The following is a 17044-nucleotide window of genomic DNA, read 5'->3' as shown; positions in this document are numbered from 1 at the left end:
ACCAACGGGAAGAAAAAAGCGGCGGCCTCATGAAACGCTTATTGAAGAAGGGAGCAGCACTTGAACAATGAGGAAGGGAGAATGGCTCTTTAGAAAATTTAGTGTACTCACAGGAATCGGCCTCATGCTTTTGATCGCGCTGGCGCTTATTGCTTTTTTCATTTTCTTTCTCATCACGGGGTTTTTTAAACTCTTTGGCGTATCATATGAATCACATACATCCATCCTGCTTTTTATGTTGGGTTGTTTTTTGATCGGCGGGATCTTTGAGTTCATTGGAAAAGTCTTAAACACGATGTCCTTTCTGACTTTCGAAAACAGAAAGATATATTTATTTTTGAAGTTTATGATCGACTTTCTCATGAACCTGGTCACCTTTCGTATCGTCGATCAACTTATGACCAGTATTTTCATACCTTCAAACACTCTTTTCATAGCGGCGGCTTTTATTGCTGTTATTGAAGTTGTGTTTGATGAAACAAATTCAAAAAGCCGCAAATAGCAAAAAATGAAGGAGTGAATCCCCTCTCCTTCACATTTACCTGACATCAAATACTGCTTGCCTTTTCCGCCCACAGGGGATGTCGTCGTTAGTTTATGTATAGTTGAGAATTTCACACCATAATTTTAATGTAAAAGCACACCTCTTTGAATTTGTCTTTTTGCATCAATAGTTGCTCGATAAAATTCTAAAGCATCATGAACTTGATCCTTCGCTTCCAGAAATTGAGCTGCAATTAAACCGTATTCCTCCAAATCTGCATACTTTCCCGTTTCTTTAAAGAACTTGAAGGATTCTCTAACCATATCTAAATCGTTTAAAAAATAGAGTCCCTTAACCATGTTCAGCTTTGACAACATATCTATATCCTTATTCTTTTCTGCTAGTTCTGTTCCTTCAAGATATAAATTATAAGCCGATGAATATTCTTTTAATTTTGCTTTAACGTATGCAAGATTGAAGATTGCTTTCGGCAAATAACTGTGATTTTCCTCTTTATACAATCCTATCGCATTTTGAAAATAATCTTTTGATGTTTCGAATTCTCCTAATTGATCATAGCAAAGTCCAATGTTTAAAAGTGAAGACCCTATTAGATGGGCAGCACTTATTTGCCGGGCCTCATTTAATGCTTTATTGAAGAAGGGCATTGCTTTTTCTGGGCACATCTGGTCCAGACAGTTACCAGCTAATATGAACTGGCATTGAATAATCCGCTCGCCATAAGTAGGATAATGTTTGTATATGTTATATGCTTTACTGGCATAATTCATTGAAAGTATCGTTTGTTTCATATGGTAATATACTTCAGACACTTTGAAATAAAACTCCGCTTTCTCCACTTCATCACATTCCATAGAACGAAGCTGAAATTCGGCGTTCTTATAGTAAGTTAATGCATGTAATAATTCTTTTTGTCGAAAGTGGTACATGCCAGCAAAGAAATGATAATAATATTCAAGCATCCCTTCTAAATCATTGGTCGTTCTAATTTCCCTAAACTTTTTATAACGGCTGTCCAGGTCACCTTCAGCTCCTGATCTTAAATAATCAAATTGCAGTCTATGTCGGAACTCTAGTAAAGAGTAATAAATAAGAACCTCTTGATTTTGTTCCATTTGATCTATCAATTTTTCAATTTCCTTTTTTGTTTCTTCAGCTTCATGCGGCCAATTTTGTTTTAATGTCTTATACCAAAAATTCATTTTTATTGCAACTAGATCGTATGGTATTACACTTTCATTATCCAAAAACAAAAACTCCTTCCCGCTTATTTTCGTGTAAATTTATTTTATCTTACCATATCTTTGGGATATCCAGAACCAAAAATGCAAATTTTATACAAGTATAATTGCTTAATTGGAGGAAGTTGAAAGGAAAAGAATACAGAAAGAGTTTTTTAAAAAACTTGATACGCAAGCTTTCTGAAGTTGAATCCCCGCTGTCGAAAGTATGCACTTTCCAAGAGACAGAATATGGCCTCAGGCGTCTCATTTCGTTAAATGATTCACTTCATACGCCACGCGTACCCCCGACTCAATCGCTCCTTGCATCCAGCCGTGTGTCAGTGAGGTGTGTTCTCCGGCGAAATGGACTCTTCCCTCAGGGGTTGGAATATAAGGGTACAGTTCGATTTCCTGTCCGGGTTCAAAAGCGGTGAATCCCCCGACAGAATAGGGGTTCTGACTCCAGCTGAAAGAAGCGCCTGAGACAAATTCAGAATAGACGATATTTCCGTAGATTTCTGCTAAATTCCTTAACGTATAGCGGATTCTCTCTCCTTCAGGCTGACTGTCCCATGTCAGCGCCTCATCCGCCCATGTATAGCTCGCTAACATGAGAGCAGGTCCAGCCGAGCCAATTCCGTAGCTTGGATAGTACGAAAATCGAATCGGCAGGTCGGTTATCGATTTGCCGCCAAGCTGTCCAACTTTTTCCCAAAACCGGCTTTTAAACTCGATACCGATTTTGGTTGCGGCTATATAGTTGAGTTCACGGATTGCCCTTCGCTTGTAATAGGAAAAAGAATGGAACGGTTCAACCTTTACAAATCGCATGGCTGAAAAAGGAATGGTTACGATAGCGAGGTCGCCTGTCAGCGCTACATGTTCTGCTGATTGCTGATGAATGCAGTGGATCGTTACACTGTTTTGCTTTTGGGAAATCTCCACCATTTTTTGCTGAAACAGAATATGATCTTTTAATTGCGGAAGAAATGCATGCGGCAGCCGGTCCATGCCGCCGGTTATCTCATAGAACCTAGCCGGTGATGTAAAAAAAATTGATTCCCTCAAGACTTCAATAAGGGATATCCCCATATACGCTTCCATATCCAGAAGTACGCCAATCATGTCGATCGCACCCGCTGAATAATAAGCGCTTAAGAAAGAGCCTAACGAATGAAACCTGTATTTCTGCTCTACAATCCGCCAATTTCTCTCCGGGTTCTGCTCTATAAAGTTGAGGATCGGCTGCAAAACATTGAGCATCAGCTCTTCAGCCGTTTTTCCCTGTTCATGTGGGGCAACCGGGTAACACAAAATTTGCGGATTTTTTTCGAACAAGTGCAGCCGTGTTGTGATGCCATTTGCATAAATGATATCCTGATCCGTTCGGTTTATAAATACATTTATAGGCAGATTAAATTTTTTAAAATATTCTAAAGTTAAAGAATGGGTGTCCGGAATGCGCATTGGTCCGGTATTGAAAAATAACCCATTGCTAAAGGGAGACCGCAAAGTGAAAACGCGCCCGCCCACTCTATCATTCGCTTCCAGAATCGTCACTTTATGCCCGGCATCTTTCAATAAAGATGCCGCAACGAGCCCGGACAAACCGGCTCCTACAATTAGAATATGCTTGGGATGCTGCGATGTTTTAAGCCCATGTTTAATGATCGTCATCATGTCTTCGCTCTTTAATTGGGAATTCAATTGTTCAGGCACCCTCTTTAATGATTTATTGCATTATATTCATTAAAAAGGACGCCTATCACCATCTCATGGATATTTTGCAGCCTTTCAAATTTACAAAAGCATTCGTACGTTTGACGGGCACTTCAAAATTTACTACTAAAAAGCTTGTCAATAAAGCCGACAAGCTGTAAAGAGTCGTTTACAGAAATCATTTTACAGGTATAAGCTTAACCTGGGCTTCGGTCCTCATGATATCCCCTTCTGAAGTATAGAAGACATACTCAGGTTCATTTCCATCTGCACTGGAGCCCAGAATCGTATTGACAGTTGCACTGCCGTCACTTCCGTAAATAAAGAAGTTGCTTCCCTGCCCAACAGGCACCGCTTTGTATCTACCCTCAGGAAAGTCTTGGCCAACAATATATTGGCCGGCCGAAAACACTTTAGGAGCTTCTTTCTTTTCTTGAATCTGTCCTGTTACTGAAGACAATTCTTTGTTTTTATCATTGATTTCGTTTTTAACCTCTTTTAATTCTTCTTTCTTGGTGCTAATTTCATTGGTTAGCTCTTCTTTTTCATTCTGGGCATCGTCTCTTTGTGCAATCATTTTTTTCGCATCTTGATACGCCTTTGATTTTTCATCTAATTTGGCAGCAGTCTCTCTTAATTTTTTATCCAATAGATCCAATTCTTTTTTCTTTTTAGAAACCTTATCAGTCATTTCTTCGTATTTCACTTTTTCTTTGCCTAGTTCTGTTGAAGCATTTGCAGAACCCCAGCTGTATGATGCCCCAACAACGCCGACTGCTGCAACAGCTCCAATTATAATCTTTTTCCTGTTTTTCTTTTCTAACACCATCAAACGCCCCTCTCAGTACGAATCATCCCATAAAAGCGAGTGATCTACACTTGCTGTCACCTTATATGTATAATATCGGCCATCTCTTTATATATTTGATGATCGCTAATGTTTTCAAACAAAGACCCGACAATAGCGGGTCGGGTCTTATGTCTAAAATAGATTTTTCAGCCTCAAAAGGTGATTATTTAAGCTGTTATTTTTCTGACGCAAAAGAGGCACGGGTGTGTTATGCTAAAATTCCTTGATCGCTAAATTTAAAACAATCGCCAGCACGATGATGCCCACTATGATCACTACTTCTATTGTATATGTTTTCTCATCTTCCTTTCCCTGTCGCTGTCTTTTCATTTCCTCTCTATATTTTTCTTGTATCGCTTTCTTTTTCTCATTCATTTTCATGACATAACTCCCCCGTCTTTTTGCGATAATGCCGCTCCAGAAAGTACATTTATCTCTTCTCCTGCTAAAACCCTTGCAGCGTGTAAAAGAAATAAATAAACAACACAATCAATGTCACGACAATGATGACTTCTTTTGTATAATGTTTTTCATCTTTTGTGAATAAGCAGGCCTTTACTCAAATTTTCTTCTGACATACTTCATCAAAAGCAGACGCTGGAAAATGGGAAACTCCCTCGTTTGTGCAGATGTTTCCTTATTCCTCTTATAAAAAAAATACTTCAATAATGGACTTATCCTTTGCTCCTTCAACAATTTATAGAACTAATTGGGTTAAAAATAGGGAAATCTAAAGAATCAAGTGATTTTATAGAGAATTCCTGTTTCTCACTGATGCCAATCACACTGTATGTCGCATTGGCTACAAATGAAATCCTCCATCCGCTCAAACGAAATTGGGCTTCTTCAGTGAGAACACAGATTTACTATAGGGGCATTTAAAAAGACTTTTGTTGGAAGAATTCAGAAATTCGAGGAGGGTGTTCAAATAATACCTTGACTGTACATCATGATGAAGACAGCCAAGGCTTGCTCTTTTATTTAGTCCCTGTAGAACCATGGCCGCCACGATTCTCATTTCCTAGATGATCAACCTCGACCAGTTCAACTGCAGGCATCTTCTTCATGATTCTGAACTGGCAAATGCGGTCGCCTTTCTTGATTTCAGTGTCTCTGAGCGCATAAGCCGGGAAGAACCAGAAATCATCATCCCCTTTGTATGATTCATCAATCACACCCATTGAATTTGTCTGAATGATTCCGAAATGTTTATATGTACTTGAACGAGGAACTACATGGGCTTCATAATCTTCAGGTAATTCCATCGCTACACCGAGTGGAATCAATTTAAACTCCCCTTTTTGAATGGACACATCTTCGGCAGCTCGCAAATCAATCCAATCCCCTTGTTCAATTTTTGAGATGCGTGTTTGTGTTTGATCTAAATATTTGATTTTAATTTGCAGTGGCATTTGTGCTGGCTCCTTTTTTCTTTATTGTCATTCCTTCATGATATACTCAAACCTATTGAAAGTATAACAGCTGAAGCTTTGAAAGTCAGTCACCCGTTCTGAACTTCACTCTTGTCATACCATGTCTCAATTCTGTCTGGTTTAAATCCGGTACTGCACTCGTTTTACGTGAGTTTCCTCCTTTATCCAAAGCGAGCAATCGCTAGGTGCATTTATTTCATCCGCTCTTATTCTAAGAACCACTGCCATAACAATGTCAGCTCATTCCTTAAAAGTATGTATGGGAAATCCCTTAGTGATGGTGACTGCTCTTTCGATATGATTTTTGGCTGCTACTGCTTCTTTTCCGATATGATTTTTGGTTCGAATGATAATTCTTGTGACTGCTGTTATAATATTTATGGCTGTGAAGTTCATCTTCCTCTTTATCTTTCCCGGCTCCAGGCAGGAATAGCACTCCCAAAATTAATATAGCGAAAATCATGGAGACAATTGCATATATTATTTTTTTTAAGGTTTTGAAAAGCTTCACTATCAGATTTTCTTGCTTTTTCTTTTCTAATCGCGATTTCATTTAGGATCAATTCTCTTTCATTGTTTTTGGTAATGTGACTGAGCTGCCTTTGCAAGGGTTATCAATCTTGAGACAGTTTATCAAAATTGCTTTCTTTCATATTAGGGAGCGTTTCATTAATTCCTAATATATTTAAAATTTCCTGAACATAATGACGAATAGCAAGCATATCAAAAGGAAAATCAAAATCAAATTCTTCCTCAACTTTTAACAAATTCATGTAGTGAGTACGCTTATACTTCATACCTAAAAGATCATCATTAAAGCTAACAACATCCTGATAAGAATCATCATCTAGTTCCTGAGTATAAATCAAATAAACATCGATACAATCTTGATCTGTTTGGTCATCGTGTATTAAAAGATGGGCTATGTAGTCATTCTCCGCAGATACCACCTGAAAGAATTCAAAATGACGCAGTCTTAATAAACGTTTAAATCTTGTATTCAAGGTTCTCATTATCCTTCCTTAAGCTAAATCCTGATTCAACTGAGAATTTTTTATAAAAGACTGGCTTAGTTAAATGAAAGCAAACACTCCACAGCTGATTATAATTGTAGAACAATTCATCCACACTAAGTGCATTTTCAATGGCGAGAAATTTCACCTTTTTGAATTTTCCAGCTGTAATAACATAAGCTCTAAAGGTCGTTTATTCCTGCTCAGACCCCTATCCGAAAAATCTTTCCTGTGTAGCAGTCTGTATAATCGGCTTCAAGGATCAAATCAGCTTCATAAAACAAGCACAACAAAAAAGTCCTATTGAAAGGACTTAAGGAGATAACGACCGCGCCCTGGTTTTTCGATTTCAGGATAATGCTTCATCAAGCCATTCATGAAAGTCGTCATATTCCTAACCGGGAAACCCGTTTCTTTTTCAATTTCCGTACGAAGGCTTGTCCCTCTCATACCGTCTTTATGCTCATTCAATATTTTCAATGCTGCTTCCCACTGAATTGATGTTTTAGACCTATGACGTTCTTCGGCTTCTGAGTCCAACGGGGATGTGCCGTCATCAGAAAAAGAATGTTGAGACAGATTTTTGGATTGTTTCAACTCTTGGGCCGCCGCACTTGCCAGTTCAATCAATGAAGAGTTTTTGTCAGCCTTAGGAAGCTGATTTCCTCTATCCAACTCGCGGAGCTTAATATAAATACTCTCTCGTTCTTCTCGAAGTTCCCGCATGACATGAATCTCTTTATCATTAAGCTGCTCAAGTCTCAAACGTAAAGCTTCTCTTTCATTGAACATAAGCCCCAGCTCCTAAATCAATTGTTTAATTATAGTTTATAGGACTTTTTTAACTTTCACAATTGATTTATAAGTTATTTGAAGCAAAAACAGGTTTACAAAGTGCTTGCAGCAGCATCCACTTCCCCAACTTCATCAAAGTAAAATTCTAATATCTCTGCAATCTTATTGATTTCTGTTAATTCATCAGCAGAAAATTCAACGGCTTGAGCTTTTGCTAAACCCATTGTACTTAAGGATAGTTAAGATAAAAATCAATGGTTTAAATAAATTGTTTTCTATTTTTCTCAATTCACTCAATCTCCCCTTTTATTTATATAACAAATATCCCTAAATTGGAAGTATCACTAGCTCAAATGCTACTAAAATTAACAAAAAGGTGTCCGCTTTATCATACTCAGCCGTTCGATCTTTTTGATACCGCCTTATGATAAAAAACGCCGATATCAAAATAATAATTCCGATCACGATTTTTAAAATAGTTAAAATATCGATCAAAAACTCCTTCTTTCATTTTCCATGTGGCATTTTATCCAGGTATACAAATGATTGAAATGCTAATTTTTTCTTATTTTTCTTTATGTCGTAATTAAGCCTTATCTCCTTTATTTTGGATGACAGGGAGCCGTTAAACATTAGCGGTACACCAGATTACTGTGTAATTGAATTGGGAAACGGTTTCCACAAAATAGTGTTAATAATACGACTTCCTTTCCGGGCTTAACAATACGGATGAATAACAGAACGATTAAAGCCTGAAGAGGACGGAAAACGTTCATTTGAAGGGCATTTTTAGGATTGAACCAAAATGAAGAATGGGTGCTTTTTAATCTTTGGAACAGTTACTTAAATGATATTGAGGTGTCTGAAGGAAACTTGGAAAAGAAAAGCCGGAGACAAAAAGCCATGGAGGATGCCAGTATATAATCCCTCACTGAACTACACTCCCCCATGCCGGGCGGGATTTATGTACGTTTAATATCATTTTGCCGGTAAAGATAAATTAAAGAGCTTTGATAAACTGATTTACCTCATCTATATTAAATCATCACTTATTAATATTGAGAGCATCATACAACCGAATGAAACGATTTTTAAAACCTCAAATTGGCTTACAGAGAATGATCCCTGAAATGTAAAATAAACGTCCCAAACACCAACATCTAGTCGCTTTACGGAACATTGAGTTACATTTGTAGTGAGGATCGTGATGATCTTGAAAGGAGAGAAAAATTGTTTAGACGGTGTTTTGTTGAGGGATTGAATTCTCTCCTTTCAAATCATACAAGACATGAATTTGCAGACTAAGACAACCCCTGTTCCAATGCTAAAAATCATTAAATTTTTGTTTATTTTCCACTAATCTAGAAAGGAGCTGCCTTTACTTTGTCCGTTATGCTGAAAATAAAATGATTTCCGGCTATACTCACTGTGGAATTGTTACAGCGAACAACAAAAGTAATTTTTCTTTTGAATACTCGACGGTATAATGAAAACCAGCATAACGCTTTTCTCTGCTGAAATCATCATGTGTTATTACTTGATTGGCTTCTAAGTCATCAAACAATAGTTTTCCTCTATCTTTTTTTGTCATCTCTGGATGAAAAGTATTCATTATGACGGCAGCATTTTTATAAAATTCCGTTAATCCTTCCGCCTCTATCTCACCACTTCTAAACAGCACTACATTGATCACTTTGTTTGATTTTTTGTCAATGACTGCAGTTAATGCAAGGTTATGATTAAAGTGATAGACTGCTAACTCTTTCTTTTTTCCTTCCTGGACCTTTAAACGTATGTTTTCAGAACTTACTTCCAGCTTTTTCGCTTCGTCATTGAATCGTTGTTCAAATTGTGCAAGCGTAAAATTCTTTTCATCACGTTTTTTCGTGTCTTCCGATTCTTCTGAAGCAATACTTCTCTTATTCGTATGTAACTCTTTAATCATTTCTCGTTTTACATCATGACTTATTTCCTCGTGATCATTGTTATGTATTCCATTAAAAACGATAAATCCTACCGTCACTGCTCCAATGATCCCTAAAATAATTAAATACTTCACTAATGCTTTCATGACTTTCCTCCTCGGCATTACATTTAACCATTATACTATATTTTTTGCACATTTTTACCGGTATTTCTGTTTAATGTGTGTTTCTATCGTTTTTTGGTAAATGGATGCACATCCGAGGGCTAAGATTGCTTTACAAATAAAAACGGTATAGCAGTTCAATAAATGTAACTTTGGGGAAAGTTTAGTATTTTCCCGCGAAAAATCAATCTGATTAATGAATATTCATTATATCAATGAGCTTTATCACTTTTACATCATCGCCGGGGTCTACGTGAACAAGCTTTTTATTTTCAATTATTCCTTTTGTGTATTCGTGCATGAAGTTTTTATCTACATCAGCAGAACGATCCCAACGTAAAGGAACATTGTATACCTTAATCGTGCCATCCCCGTTTCCACTGTAAGTTACTGATCCATCTACTAATCGAGAACCCGCTAATTGGATAACATCTTCTGGATATCTAGCACTGGTGTCATCATTAGGATTGATTGGTTCGCCAGCCGAAATATGTCGAACATTCAATTCATCTAGCTCTTGATTTGGTCCAAGTTGCAACCAAACTCTAGCGTATTCGATTTCCTCAGCAGAATATCCAGATAATGCATCGTCTTTTTCACTTTTAGATGGATGTTTTGGCTCTCTGGTTTTTGTTTCTTTGTCCTTTGAATCGTCTATTGCAGATTCTTCTGATCCCTTTTTGGCCACCGATTCATTTTCCTTCTTGTCTGTTGAATTGCTGTCTTGTTTTTCGCTGGGTGCTTCTTGAGATTCTAAAACAGAGTCATTATTTGAATGAGCTGTTTTTGCTTCTTTCGTACCGCCTGTACATCCTGCGAGCACCAGCAAAGCCAGAGCAGCATTACAATAAAAAATCTTTGTTCGTTTCTTCATCCAACCATTCCTTTCATCTATCATAAAATATCATACTGGTATTTCATGTCAAGGAACAAACGCAAAAGAGTGTATCCCCTTAGATTATCATGGTAACAGTAAAAGATTCTGCAAATCAGAAGCGAAGAGTTGAAGCCGGAAGAGAACCAGGTGAAAAATTGAAGAGACCCCACTTTTTGTGGGGGTTGCGTTTATATTTCATCTAAGAATTAATTTTTGTCGGATGAAAGAAAGCGTATCTAAAGCCAGCTTTCTGCGACAAAGAACAATCCCGGCATGGCCGCAATTGTAGAGATATCTTTCGGGTTTCCCCCAACTTTCCCACAAATCATCTGCATCTTCTAAGTGAATATACTGATCATGTTTAGCGGAAATCAGCAGAATGTTTTCTTTGTTTATTTTCGGTGTGGCTTGGCTAGGATCGGTGATGTTCCAGTATCTTACTACATCTTTATAAGTCACACCATGCTGTTCTAATTCTTCTCTTATGAATTGACCCGGAATTGTATTCCATATCGAATAGGAAAGGCGGTTGGCATAAAATATTGATACCATTACATCAATTTGAGATTCAAGGGTAGCCATTAGATTCGTAATCCATCCCCCTAAACTCACGCCCACGATAACAACTGGGCCGGTTTTATTTTCTTTTATCCAGTGTATTAATCCACGTAAATCTACAACAGCTTGTCTCGTTGATTCAACTGTACGATCAAGATTCGCACTGATCATCAATTCTCCACTATAAAGTGAATAATCCGGCTCTCTTTCAATGTGATATGGAAGGGGAAAGTAGTACATGTTCCATCCTAAATCATTCATGACGCGGTGATGAAATATCTTTTTGATTCGATCGTATGAATCCATTCGCCAGCCGTGGACAAAAATAACATTCGGTTTATCTGTATCATTTTTGTTAAAAAAAACCTCCCCTTTTAACGTATCATTGACGCGATCGCCGGATGGAATTAAGGATTGATAGCTGAATGTCCCAATCCTATAATGTTTTCTTGATTCATTCAGTCTAATTGAGACATCAGCTATATTTGATTTATAGAATTGATCTCTAGCCGTTGTATCCAACGAAAAAGCAGAAAAATGTTTATTCTTGCTTCTTTTTCTGTGTAAATCATATAAGGCCAAACGATCTATCATCTTTGGAAAAAACACGTTATGCCCTCCCGAACTTTGAAATGAGTCTGATCAAACCCTTTTATTTTATCACTTAACGGAAATGGATTGGCGGATAAGGGCAATCAACTAAAAAGACAGCCCATTCTGACTGTCTTCTTCATCACCGTATCTCATTTTCTGCTGATCTATAGAAATTCAAGCCACGCTAATGCTGCAGCAGATATCACCACATGATCATCTGCAAAATTGAATCGGCACATCATCCGTACATATCCTCCAAATCATATGGTCAGCCCCTTTTCCCCAATAATCTTTCAACAAATAATCCGGTTCACCAAATTTCTTTTTCCATATCTTCTGAGCGCTCTGATAGCCGCTGTCCAAACAAAATTCCTCGATTCCTCTGCTCAGCAGGGTGAGAAGCATTGCGTTTAAAAGCAACGTCCCTACCCCGCGATTTTGGACATCCGGATGGACAAATACAGTACCGACCTCATACTGCTCTTGCAGCGCTCGATCTGTATGACGAATCAATTCACTTGCAGGTCCAAATTCAATTGTTCCGATCACTTGATTACCATTTTTATCTGAAGCGATCAAAAAATAGCGGCCCTCCCCGCTCGTGTTCAAGTCACTTTGCAAGTACTGCTTTTTATTTTCGATTTCACTTTCGATATCCTGAATGAGCTCTGACAGACCTTCTTTGGCAAATGTATCTGTAACCACTGTTCTAAAAAATTGATTAAGCTCGTTTTGGTCCTCGAGTCGCGGTCTTCTTATCTCGATGTTATGCACTCAGGCTCACTCCTTTGTTAGTACTTTACCTTTTTTCAAATCTATCAATCGTTGCTTGAGGAGGGTTTGATTCTTTCAAATGGTTGAACCATACTTTTACTTTCTGTCTCTGTTTCAGCTCTTCTTTGTTTTTTAGTTTGCTGAGCCCTAACAAAATCACTTTGTTCCGGTATTTTTTTATGATCTCTCTTTCTGTTAGTTTGTAATCCTCATCATTTGGTTTTTGTTGACTCTCAATAAAGATTGCACTATCCTCCTTCTTGAAGAAAATGTACCCTACACTACTTTGTCCATTCTCTGAAGCAGGCATCTCTTCATTTGCTTGACAGCCGCCCCCAGCTAAAACAGCCAAAAGCGAAACAAGCCACAACACTTTTTGCAATACATCGTCCCCTTTCCTAAAAATTCGTTTTCCCGAATTTGAATCGGGGATTTTCTTTTATGTTGGAAAGAATGTCGGGGATATCTATGTTGGTTATATCATAAAGAAAACGTTCATCTATTCCTTTACGTTTGAACTCATCCGCTAATGCCAAACATCTTGCTCCCATCTGGTATTCTTTCATTCTTAAAGCGTCTCTCCGCAACAATTCATCTTTTTCAACCCATAAAACAACATAAAAAATGTCAGCATCCTTCACCGCGCCATAAACCTTTTCAGAAAGGGTTTCCACTTCCTCCGGAAAAGCGACATAATCAATTACAGTTGTCTTATTGGCCTGTATAAAATTAATGCTGACATCAGCGATATTTTCCCAAGTTAATGCCAATGATTCTTCGCTTTCCCAGGGCGGACGGTAGCCGCTGATCACCATATCACTGATGAGGTCTCCTTCAATATAAGCGCTCCCGTCAAACTGTTCAGCAAGCCTCTTTGAAATCGTGGATTTACCTGCCCCTGCCGGCCCGGATATGATATACATTTTTTTCATCGTTCCACCTGCTTTATATATGCTTTTTCATTTCGGCACAAGTGATCATGATCCTCCCGAATAATCAGAAAAAAGCCGGCATTTCACACGAAAGCGTGAAACGAACCGGCCGATAAAAAGCGTAACTCTACCCTCTTTTTTGTCCGATAAATTGAATAACATGAGACAAGCCATGATGGAATTCCCCTTCATGACGAACCACTTCCCCCATGAAAAAGTGAACAATACGCCAATCAGAGAAAATTTGTAAAAATTCTTCCGGAGAATATAAAAGTTCCAAATCCTGCGGTCCTCCGCTTTTATACGGAATTTGGTGAGTGGAATAAACCTCTGTAACAAAAAACCCGCCCGGTTTCACCGCTTCTTTCACTCCTAAAAGTGTTTGATGTCGTAATTCTTTTGGAAAATGCCCGAAAATACATACGATCTCGTCCCACTGATCTTTTATCCATGTCGCTTCATTTAAGTCAACAAGCTCAGTATGAACTGCTACGTTTCGGGATTCGGCAAGCTTTTCAGTTTTTCTCAATCCGGATTCCGCATAATCCCATGAAGTGACATTCATTCCTTGTTCGGCCAAAAAAACGGCATTGCGCCCTTCCCCTTCCGCAATCGCCAATGCGTCTCCCGTTAATTGAAGTTTCTTCTGCGAGTCGGCTAAAAACGCATTCGGTTCAGTTCCATACACATATTTCTCATCTTGAAAACGGGTATTCCAAAAAGAATTCATGATCACAGCTCTCCCTTTTCTAAAGATGGTTCCACATGAACATTTCACCTACATCAGTTTAGGCAGCTAACGGTTCACGCTTAACAATTTATTTCAAGACCCTAGATACTTCAACGTATAAGCAGATGTTTTATCAAACCATTCAGGTCAAATCTGATTTGCCTCGGATAGTACTTTTTTAAATGTTGTCTTAGAGCTGCCCCCGAAAAACACATTGATTCCCTTCCTTTCTTATCCATCGTTTGGTAAAATATTCTCAGTCATGAACCGGGAAGGAATGATCTCTTTTGCCTGTTTATAAATATAATCCTAATTTTGTGAAAGAAGTCGTAGAATGCAAAACAGAAAGGTTAACAGCTTCAATTGAAGCTAGGTACTGCTTATCAATCAAATTAAATAACAGTTTAGACTCATCCTATGTTTTTATCATGTTAAACCCAAGTAAGGCAGACAAGAAAATCTCTGACTTGACTATAGGAAAGCTGTGCAAGTTTAGTCACTCATTGAATGAAGTGGGTGCTATACATGTCGTTAACCTTTATCCTTTTTATGAAACAGATTCTAAACTGTTATCATCTTTGATTAGCTATTTACAAAATGAGAATAGTGATTTATTTAGGCAAGCAACGGAAAACAATCTCCAGATTATAAGATCGCTAGCTAAAGGTGCCAAAAAAGTCATATTAGCTTGGGGTGAATACCCAAAAAAATTCAATAAACAAGCATATAGGAAACAATGCGAGGATTGCATTGCTCTTCTTCAAGAAATAGAACAAGATCAGATTTATGCCATTAAAACTCAGCATGAAAATCTTTTAACATTAACCCGCTTCCCACGACATCCATCTAAAAATAGGCTTGTAAATCTTGAGTTATACCCTTTATCCACTTAATTTTTTCATCAAAGGGGAAATAACGGGTATCCCCTTTAGGCCAGCCAAGCTCAGTAACAATCATATCATCGTGCAACTGTACTTAACTCTACATGTAGATAAAATTGTTTACTTTCAAATTTCTCATCAATTAGTTCCCCCACGCCTTTAACAACTGTTGTAAAATCAGGTGATTTTATGTGGCCTTTTCTTTTTTTAAGTGGAGAATCAGGTAAAGACAGTTTGTTTTTCAACGTGAGATCATACGCTTTTGTAGTTACTTCTCCAACAAATACATACCATTTTTCTTCTTCAAACGATGCTTCCTTTTAGGTTATGTAAAAATGACTTGCCCTCGCGAGAGCCTGGGGTCTTTTTAAAAGAATAAGCTTGGAATATTGTTTTTGTAACCACTGCTGCAAACCTACATCCCGAAAATGAATTAACCCTAAATTATTCAGTAAATAAAAACCGTGGAATAGTTGTCTTTCTTCCCCCTGCTTATTTAAAGTCTAATCCTGAAATGTCATTTTTAGGTGAACCTGAAACTTTTTACGGGAAACAGTGAAAAGACATTGAATATATCTTTGCTTATTTTGCTAACACCTTAGCTGGGGGAAGAGTAATAGCATATGCCCTACATCTCAATAAAAAATAGACCTACCTCTTTAGTAAACACTTGAAATGGTAGATCTATATTCAATGGTAATACCTTCATTTATCAATTCCCATTTTAAATTAGCTGCGCTTGATTATCATAATGATCAAGTTTCTGCTCTAATAGCAACATTATAGCTGTCATGTTCCTGATGCAGAAAAGAAACACTAGCTACTCCTGTAAGTCCCAACACTAAAATTCCACAAATTAAAAGTTTAGCTTTCATCTAGAATCTCTCCCCTTTGAATTTGTTTTCGTGCTTCAATTGCCTTGCGATAAAATTCATTAGCAGCCAAGATTTCTCCTCTTTGGCTCAACGAGTCACCAATAGCAATTCCATACCACTCCATATCGGGATACATCTTTTTTTCCTCGAAGAACTTAAAAGCATCCCTTACAATTTCCAAATCATCTTTTAGATATACTCCCTTAATTATCTTCAGTGTTTCAAAAGTGTCCCTTATGTTGTTTTTCTTGGCGATTTCCAATGATTTTTTATAAAAAACTCTTGACGATTTTAAATCGTTTGACTTTGCTTTCACAAATGCTAAAACACATAATGTCTTTGCTTCAAAAGTAGGGTTTTTTGGTTCAGTTATATGAAGTGCTTTTAAATAAAAATCGGATGCTTTGTCAAGTTCTTCAAGATGAGTATAACATAGGCCGATGTTAAAAAGTGCTTTTCTTATCAAATAACTTTCGCCAAATTTCTCAGCATCTTCTAACGCTTGATTTGCATGTTTCAATGCCTTTGCAGTTTGCATGTTGTCAAGCCAATTACCTGTGATAACAAGCTGGCAATGTACACGTTTGTTGCCATAGGCGGGTTGATTTCGATATATGGCATAAGCACGTTTAGCATAATTCATCGAGAAGTATGTTTGTTTCATGTGATAATAAACTTCAGCCATTTTAAAATAAAATTCAGCTCTCTCTGCTTCCTCACAATCAATCGATTCTATTTCTAGTTCTGCCTTTCTGTAACAATTCAATGAGAATATAAGCTCTTTTTGTCTGAAGTAGTACATCCCCATAAAAAAATGATAATAATATTCAAGCATTCCATTGAGGTCTTGACTCCCCCGTGTTTCCTTCAACTTTTCGTATTGCAGCATAATTTTTTCGCGAGTATTTGGATAAAACTCTTCCAACATAAGCTGATGACGGAACTCTAATAACGAAAAATAAACAAGAACATCTTGATTTTCTTCCATTATTTTTATTTCTTGCTTAACTTCAGCTTTCGCCTTCTCAGCCGCAGTTCTCCTATTATTCTTTATACAGTTATACCAATAGTTCATCTTCGTTGCCACTAGATCATACGGAATCACACTTTCAGTAGACATTACTTAAACCCCTCTCATTAAGCTAAGGCAAAGCCAATTAAGTGGATATCTTATCTCTTCCACACTAAAGTTTCTC

General features: G+C 37.6%; 19 protein-coding genes and 1 pseudogene. 2 read left to right on the top strand and 18 right to left on the bottom strand.

Annotated elements, in window-relative coordinates; genetic code table 11:
- Positions 1-67 precede the first annotated feature (67 nt).
- Positions 68-502: a YrvL family regulatory protein gene (locus tag P3X63_RS22880; protein WP_481748573.1), complete on the top strand. Its 435-nt coding sequence runs from the start codon at positions 68-70 to the stop codon at positions 500-502.
- Positions 503-627: 125 nt separating this feature from the next.
- Here the strand turns inward: P3X63_RS22880 and P3X63_RS10315 are convergent, their stop codons facing one another.
- The 17 genes and pseudogenes from P3X63_RS10315 to P3X63_RS10245 all read right to left on the bottom strand — a co-directional run bounded on the left by P3X63_RS10315 (position 628) and on the right by P3X63_RS10245 (position 14092).
- Positions 628-1752, bottom strand: a complete 1125-nt coding sequence (locus P3X63_RS10315) for a Rap family tetratricopeptide repeat protein (protein ID WP_026587216.1) — start codon at positions 1750-1752, stop codon at positions 628-630.
- 240 nt (positions 1753-1992) lie between these two features.
- Complete coding sequence (locus P3X63_RS10310) at positions 1993-3408, bottom strand: flavin monoamine oxidase family protein (RefSeq protein ID WP_481748578.1); 1416 nt, start codon at positions 3406-3408, stop codon at positions 1993-1995.
- A gap of 217 nt (positions 3409-3625) precedes the next feature.
- Positions 3626-4276, bottom strand: a complete 651-nt coding sequence (locus tag P3X63_RS10305) for a hypothetical protein (protein ID WP_035428102.1) — start codon at positions 4274-4276, stop codon at positions 3626-3628.
- 234 nt (positions 4277-4510) lie between these two features.
- Positions 4511-4678, bottom strand: coding sequence for a hypothetical protein (locus P3X63_RS10300; RefSeq protein ID WP_179115696.1), 168 nt, complete (start codon positions 4676-4678; stop codon positions 4511-4513).
- 64 nt (positions 4679-4742) lie between these two features.
- Positions 4743-4826: pseudogene (locus tag P3X63_RS22745) on the bottom strand (hypothetical protein); the annotation flags it as partial.
- Positions 4827-5274: 448 nt separating this feature from the next.
- Positions 5275-5709: a dUTP diphosphatase gene (locus tag P3X63_RS10295; RefSeq protein ID WP_026587213.1), complete on the bottom strand. Its 435-nt coding sequence runs from the start codon at positions 5707-5709 to the stop codon at positions 5275-5277.
- A gap of 635 nt (positions 5710-6344) precedes the next feature.
- Positions 6345-6680 carry a hypothetical protein gene (locus P3X63_RS10290; RefSeq protein WP_026587211.1) on the bottom strand — a complete coding sequence of 112 codons (336 nt, stop codon included), beginning with the start codon at positions 6678-6680 and terminating at the stop codon, positions 6345-6347.
- A 363-nt stretch (positions 6681-7043) separates the two neighbouring features.
- Complete coding sequence (locus P3X63_RS10285; protein ID WP_277692816.1) at positions 7044-7535, bottom strand: Rok-like winged helix domain-containing protein; 492 nt, start codon at positions 7533-7535, stop codon at positions 7044-7046.
- 95 nt (positions 7536-7630) lie between these two features.
- Positions 7631-7762: a hypothetical protein gene (locus P3X63_RS10280; protein WP_256860393.1), complete on the bottom strand. Its 132-nt coding sequence runs from the start codon at positions 7760-7762 to the stop codon at positions 7631-7633.
- 808 nt (positions 7763-8570) lie between these two features.
- Positions 8571-8741, bottom strand: coding sequence for a DUF3986 family protein (locus P3X63_RS22875; protein ID WP_442858866.1), 171 nt, complete (start codon positions 8739-8741; stop codon positions 8571-8573).
- Between the two features lie 220 nt (positions 8742-8961).
- Positions 8962-9609, bottom strand: coding sequence for a hypothetical protein (locus P3X63_RS10275; protein ID WP_277692815.1), 648 nt, complete (start codon positions 9607-9609; stop codon positions 8962-8964).
- A gap of 211 nt (positions 9610-9820) precedes the next feature.
- On the bottom strand, positions 9821-10501 hold the full coding sequence (locus P3X63_RS10270) for a hypothetical protein (protein ID WP_277692814.1): 681 nt from the start codon (positions 10499-10501) through the stop codon (positions 9821-9823).
- A gap of 198 nt (positions 10502-10699) precedes the next feature.
- Positions 10700-11671 carry an alpha/beta hydrolase family protein gene (locus tag P3X63_RS10265; RefSeq protein WP_277692813.1) on the bottom strand — a complete coding sequence of 324 codons (972 nt, stop codon included), beginning with the start codon at positions 11669-11671 and terminating at the stop codon, positions 10700-10702.
- A gap of 198 nt (positions 11672-11869) precedes the next feature.
- Complete coding sequence (locus tag P3X63_RS10260; protein WP_026587205.1) at positions 11870-12430, bottom strand: GNAT family N-acetyltransferase; 561 nt, start codon at positions 12428-12430, stop codon at positions 11870-11872.
- A 25-nt stretch (positions 12431-12455) separates the two neighbouring features.
- A complete protein-coding gene (locus P3X63_RS10255) occupies positions 12456-12803 on the bottom strand; it encodes a DUF3221 domain-containing protein (RefSeq protein WP_236251264.1) in 348 nt (115 codons plus the stop codon).
- A gap of 25 nt (positions 12804-12828) precedes the next feature.
- On the bottom strand, positions 12829-13362 hold the full coding sequence (locus tag P3X63_RS10250; RefSeq protein ID WP_277692812.1) for an AAA family ATPase: 534 nt from the start codon (positions 13360-13362) through the stop codon (positions 12829-12831).
- Between the two features lie 127 nt (positions 13363-13489).
- Positions 13490-14092 carry an SAM-dependent methyltransferase gene (locus P3X63_RS10245; RefSeq protein WP_077736733.1) on the bottom strand — a complete coding sequence of 201 codons (603 nt, stop codon included), beginning with the start codon at positions 14090-14092 and terminating at the stop codon, positions 13490-13492.
- Positions 14093-14379: 287 nt separating this feature from the next.
- Here P3X63_RS10245 and P3X63_RS10240 point away from each other — a divergent pair, with 287 nt between their 5' ends.
- Positions 14380-14985, top strand: a complete 606-nt coding sequence (locus P3X63_RS10240) for a DUF1643 domain-containing protein (protein ID WP_026587201.1) — start codon at positions 14380-14382, stop codon at positions 14983-14985.
- Positions 14986-15837: 852 nt separating this feature from the next.
- Here P3X63_RS10240 and P3X63_RS10235 read toward each other — a convergent pair.
- Positions 15838-16968, bottom strand: coding sequence for a Rap family tetratricopeptide repeat protein (locus P3X63_RS10235; RefSeq protein WP_026587200.1), 1131 nt, complete (start codon positions 16966-16968; stop codon positions 15838-15840).
- Positions 16969-17044 lie beyond the last annotated feature (76 nt).

It is taken from the genome of Bacillus sp. HSf4 (assembly GCF_029537375.1).
In the GTDB taxonomy this organism is placed as follows: Bacteria; Bacillota; Bacilli; order Bacillales; family Bacillaceae; genus Bacillus; species Bacillus sonorensis_A.
This window is presented reverse-complemented; position numbering and strand designations above follow the sequence as displayed.

What these genes read in the sequence shown, in the direction of transcription:
- P3X63_RS22880 (WP_481748573.1), top strand. Translation starts at nt 68, where the DNA reads ATGAGGAAGGGAGAATGGCTCTTTAGAAAATTTAGTGTACTCACAGGA.
- P3X63_RS10310 (WP_481748578.1), bottom strand. Translation starts at nt 3,408, where the DNA reads ATGATGACGATCATTAAACATGGGCTTAAAACATCGCAGCATCCCAAG.
- P3X63_RS10305 (WP_035428102.1), bottom strand. Translation starts at nt 4,276, where the DNA reads ATGGTGTTAGAAAAGAAAAACAGGAAAAAGATTATAATTGGAGCTGTT.
- P3X63_RS10300 (WP_179115696.1), bottom strand. Translation starts at nt 4,678, where the DNA reads ATGAAAATGAATGAGAAAAAGAAAGCGATACAAGAAAAATATAGAGAG.
- P3X63_RS10295 (WP_026587213.1), bottom strand. Translation starts at nt 5,709, where the DNA reads ATGCCACTGCAAATTAAAATCAAATATTTAGATCAAACACAAACACGC.
- P3X63_RS10285 (WP_277692816.1), bottom strand. Translation starts at nt 7,535, where the DNA reads ATGTTCAATGAAAGAGAAGCTTTACGTTTGAGACTTGAGCAGCTTAAT.
- P3X63_RS10280 (WP_256860393.1), bottom strand. Translation starts at nt 7,762, where the DNA reads ATGGGTTTAGCAAAAGCTCAAGCCGTTGAATTTTCTGCTGATGAATTA.
- P3X63_RS10275 (WP_277692815.1), bottom strand. Translation starts at nt 9,609, where the DNA reads ATGAAAGCATTAGTGAAGTATTTAATTATTTTAGGGATCATTGGAGCA.
- P3X63_RS10270 (WP_277692814.1), bottom strand. Translation starts at nt 10,501, where the DNA reads ATGAAGAAACGAACAAAGATTTTTTATTGTAATGCTGCTCTGGCTTTG.
- P3X63_RS10250 (WP_277692812.1), bottom strand. Translation starts at nt 13,362, where the DNA reads ATGAAAAAAATGTATATCATATCCGGGCCGGCAGGGGCAGGTAAATCC.
- P3X63_RS10245 (WP_077736733.1), bottom strand. Translation starts at nt 14,092, where the DNA reads ATGAATTCTTTTTGGAATACCCGTTTTCAAGATGAGAAATATGTGTAT.
- P3X63_RS10235 (WP_026587200.1), bottom strand. Translation starts at nt 16,968, where the DNA reads ATGTCTACTGAAAGTGTGATTCCGTATGATCTAGTGGCAACGAAGATG.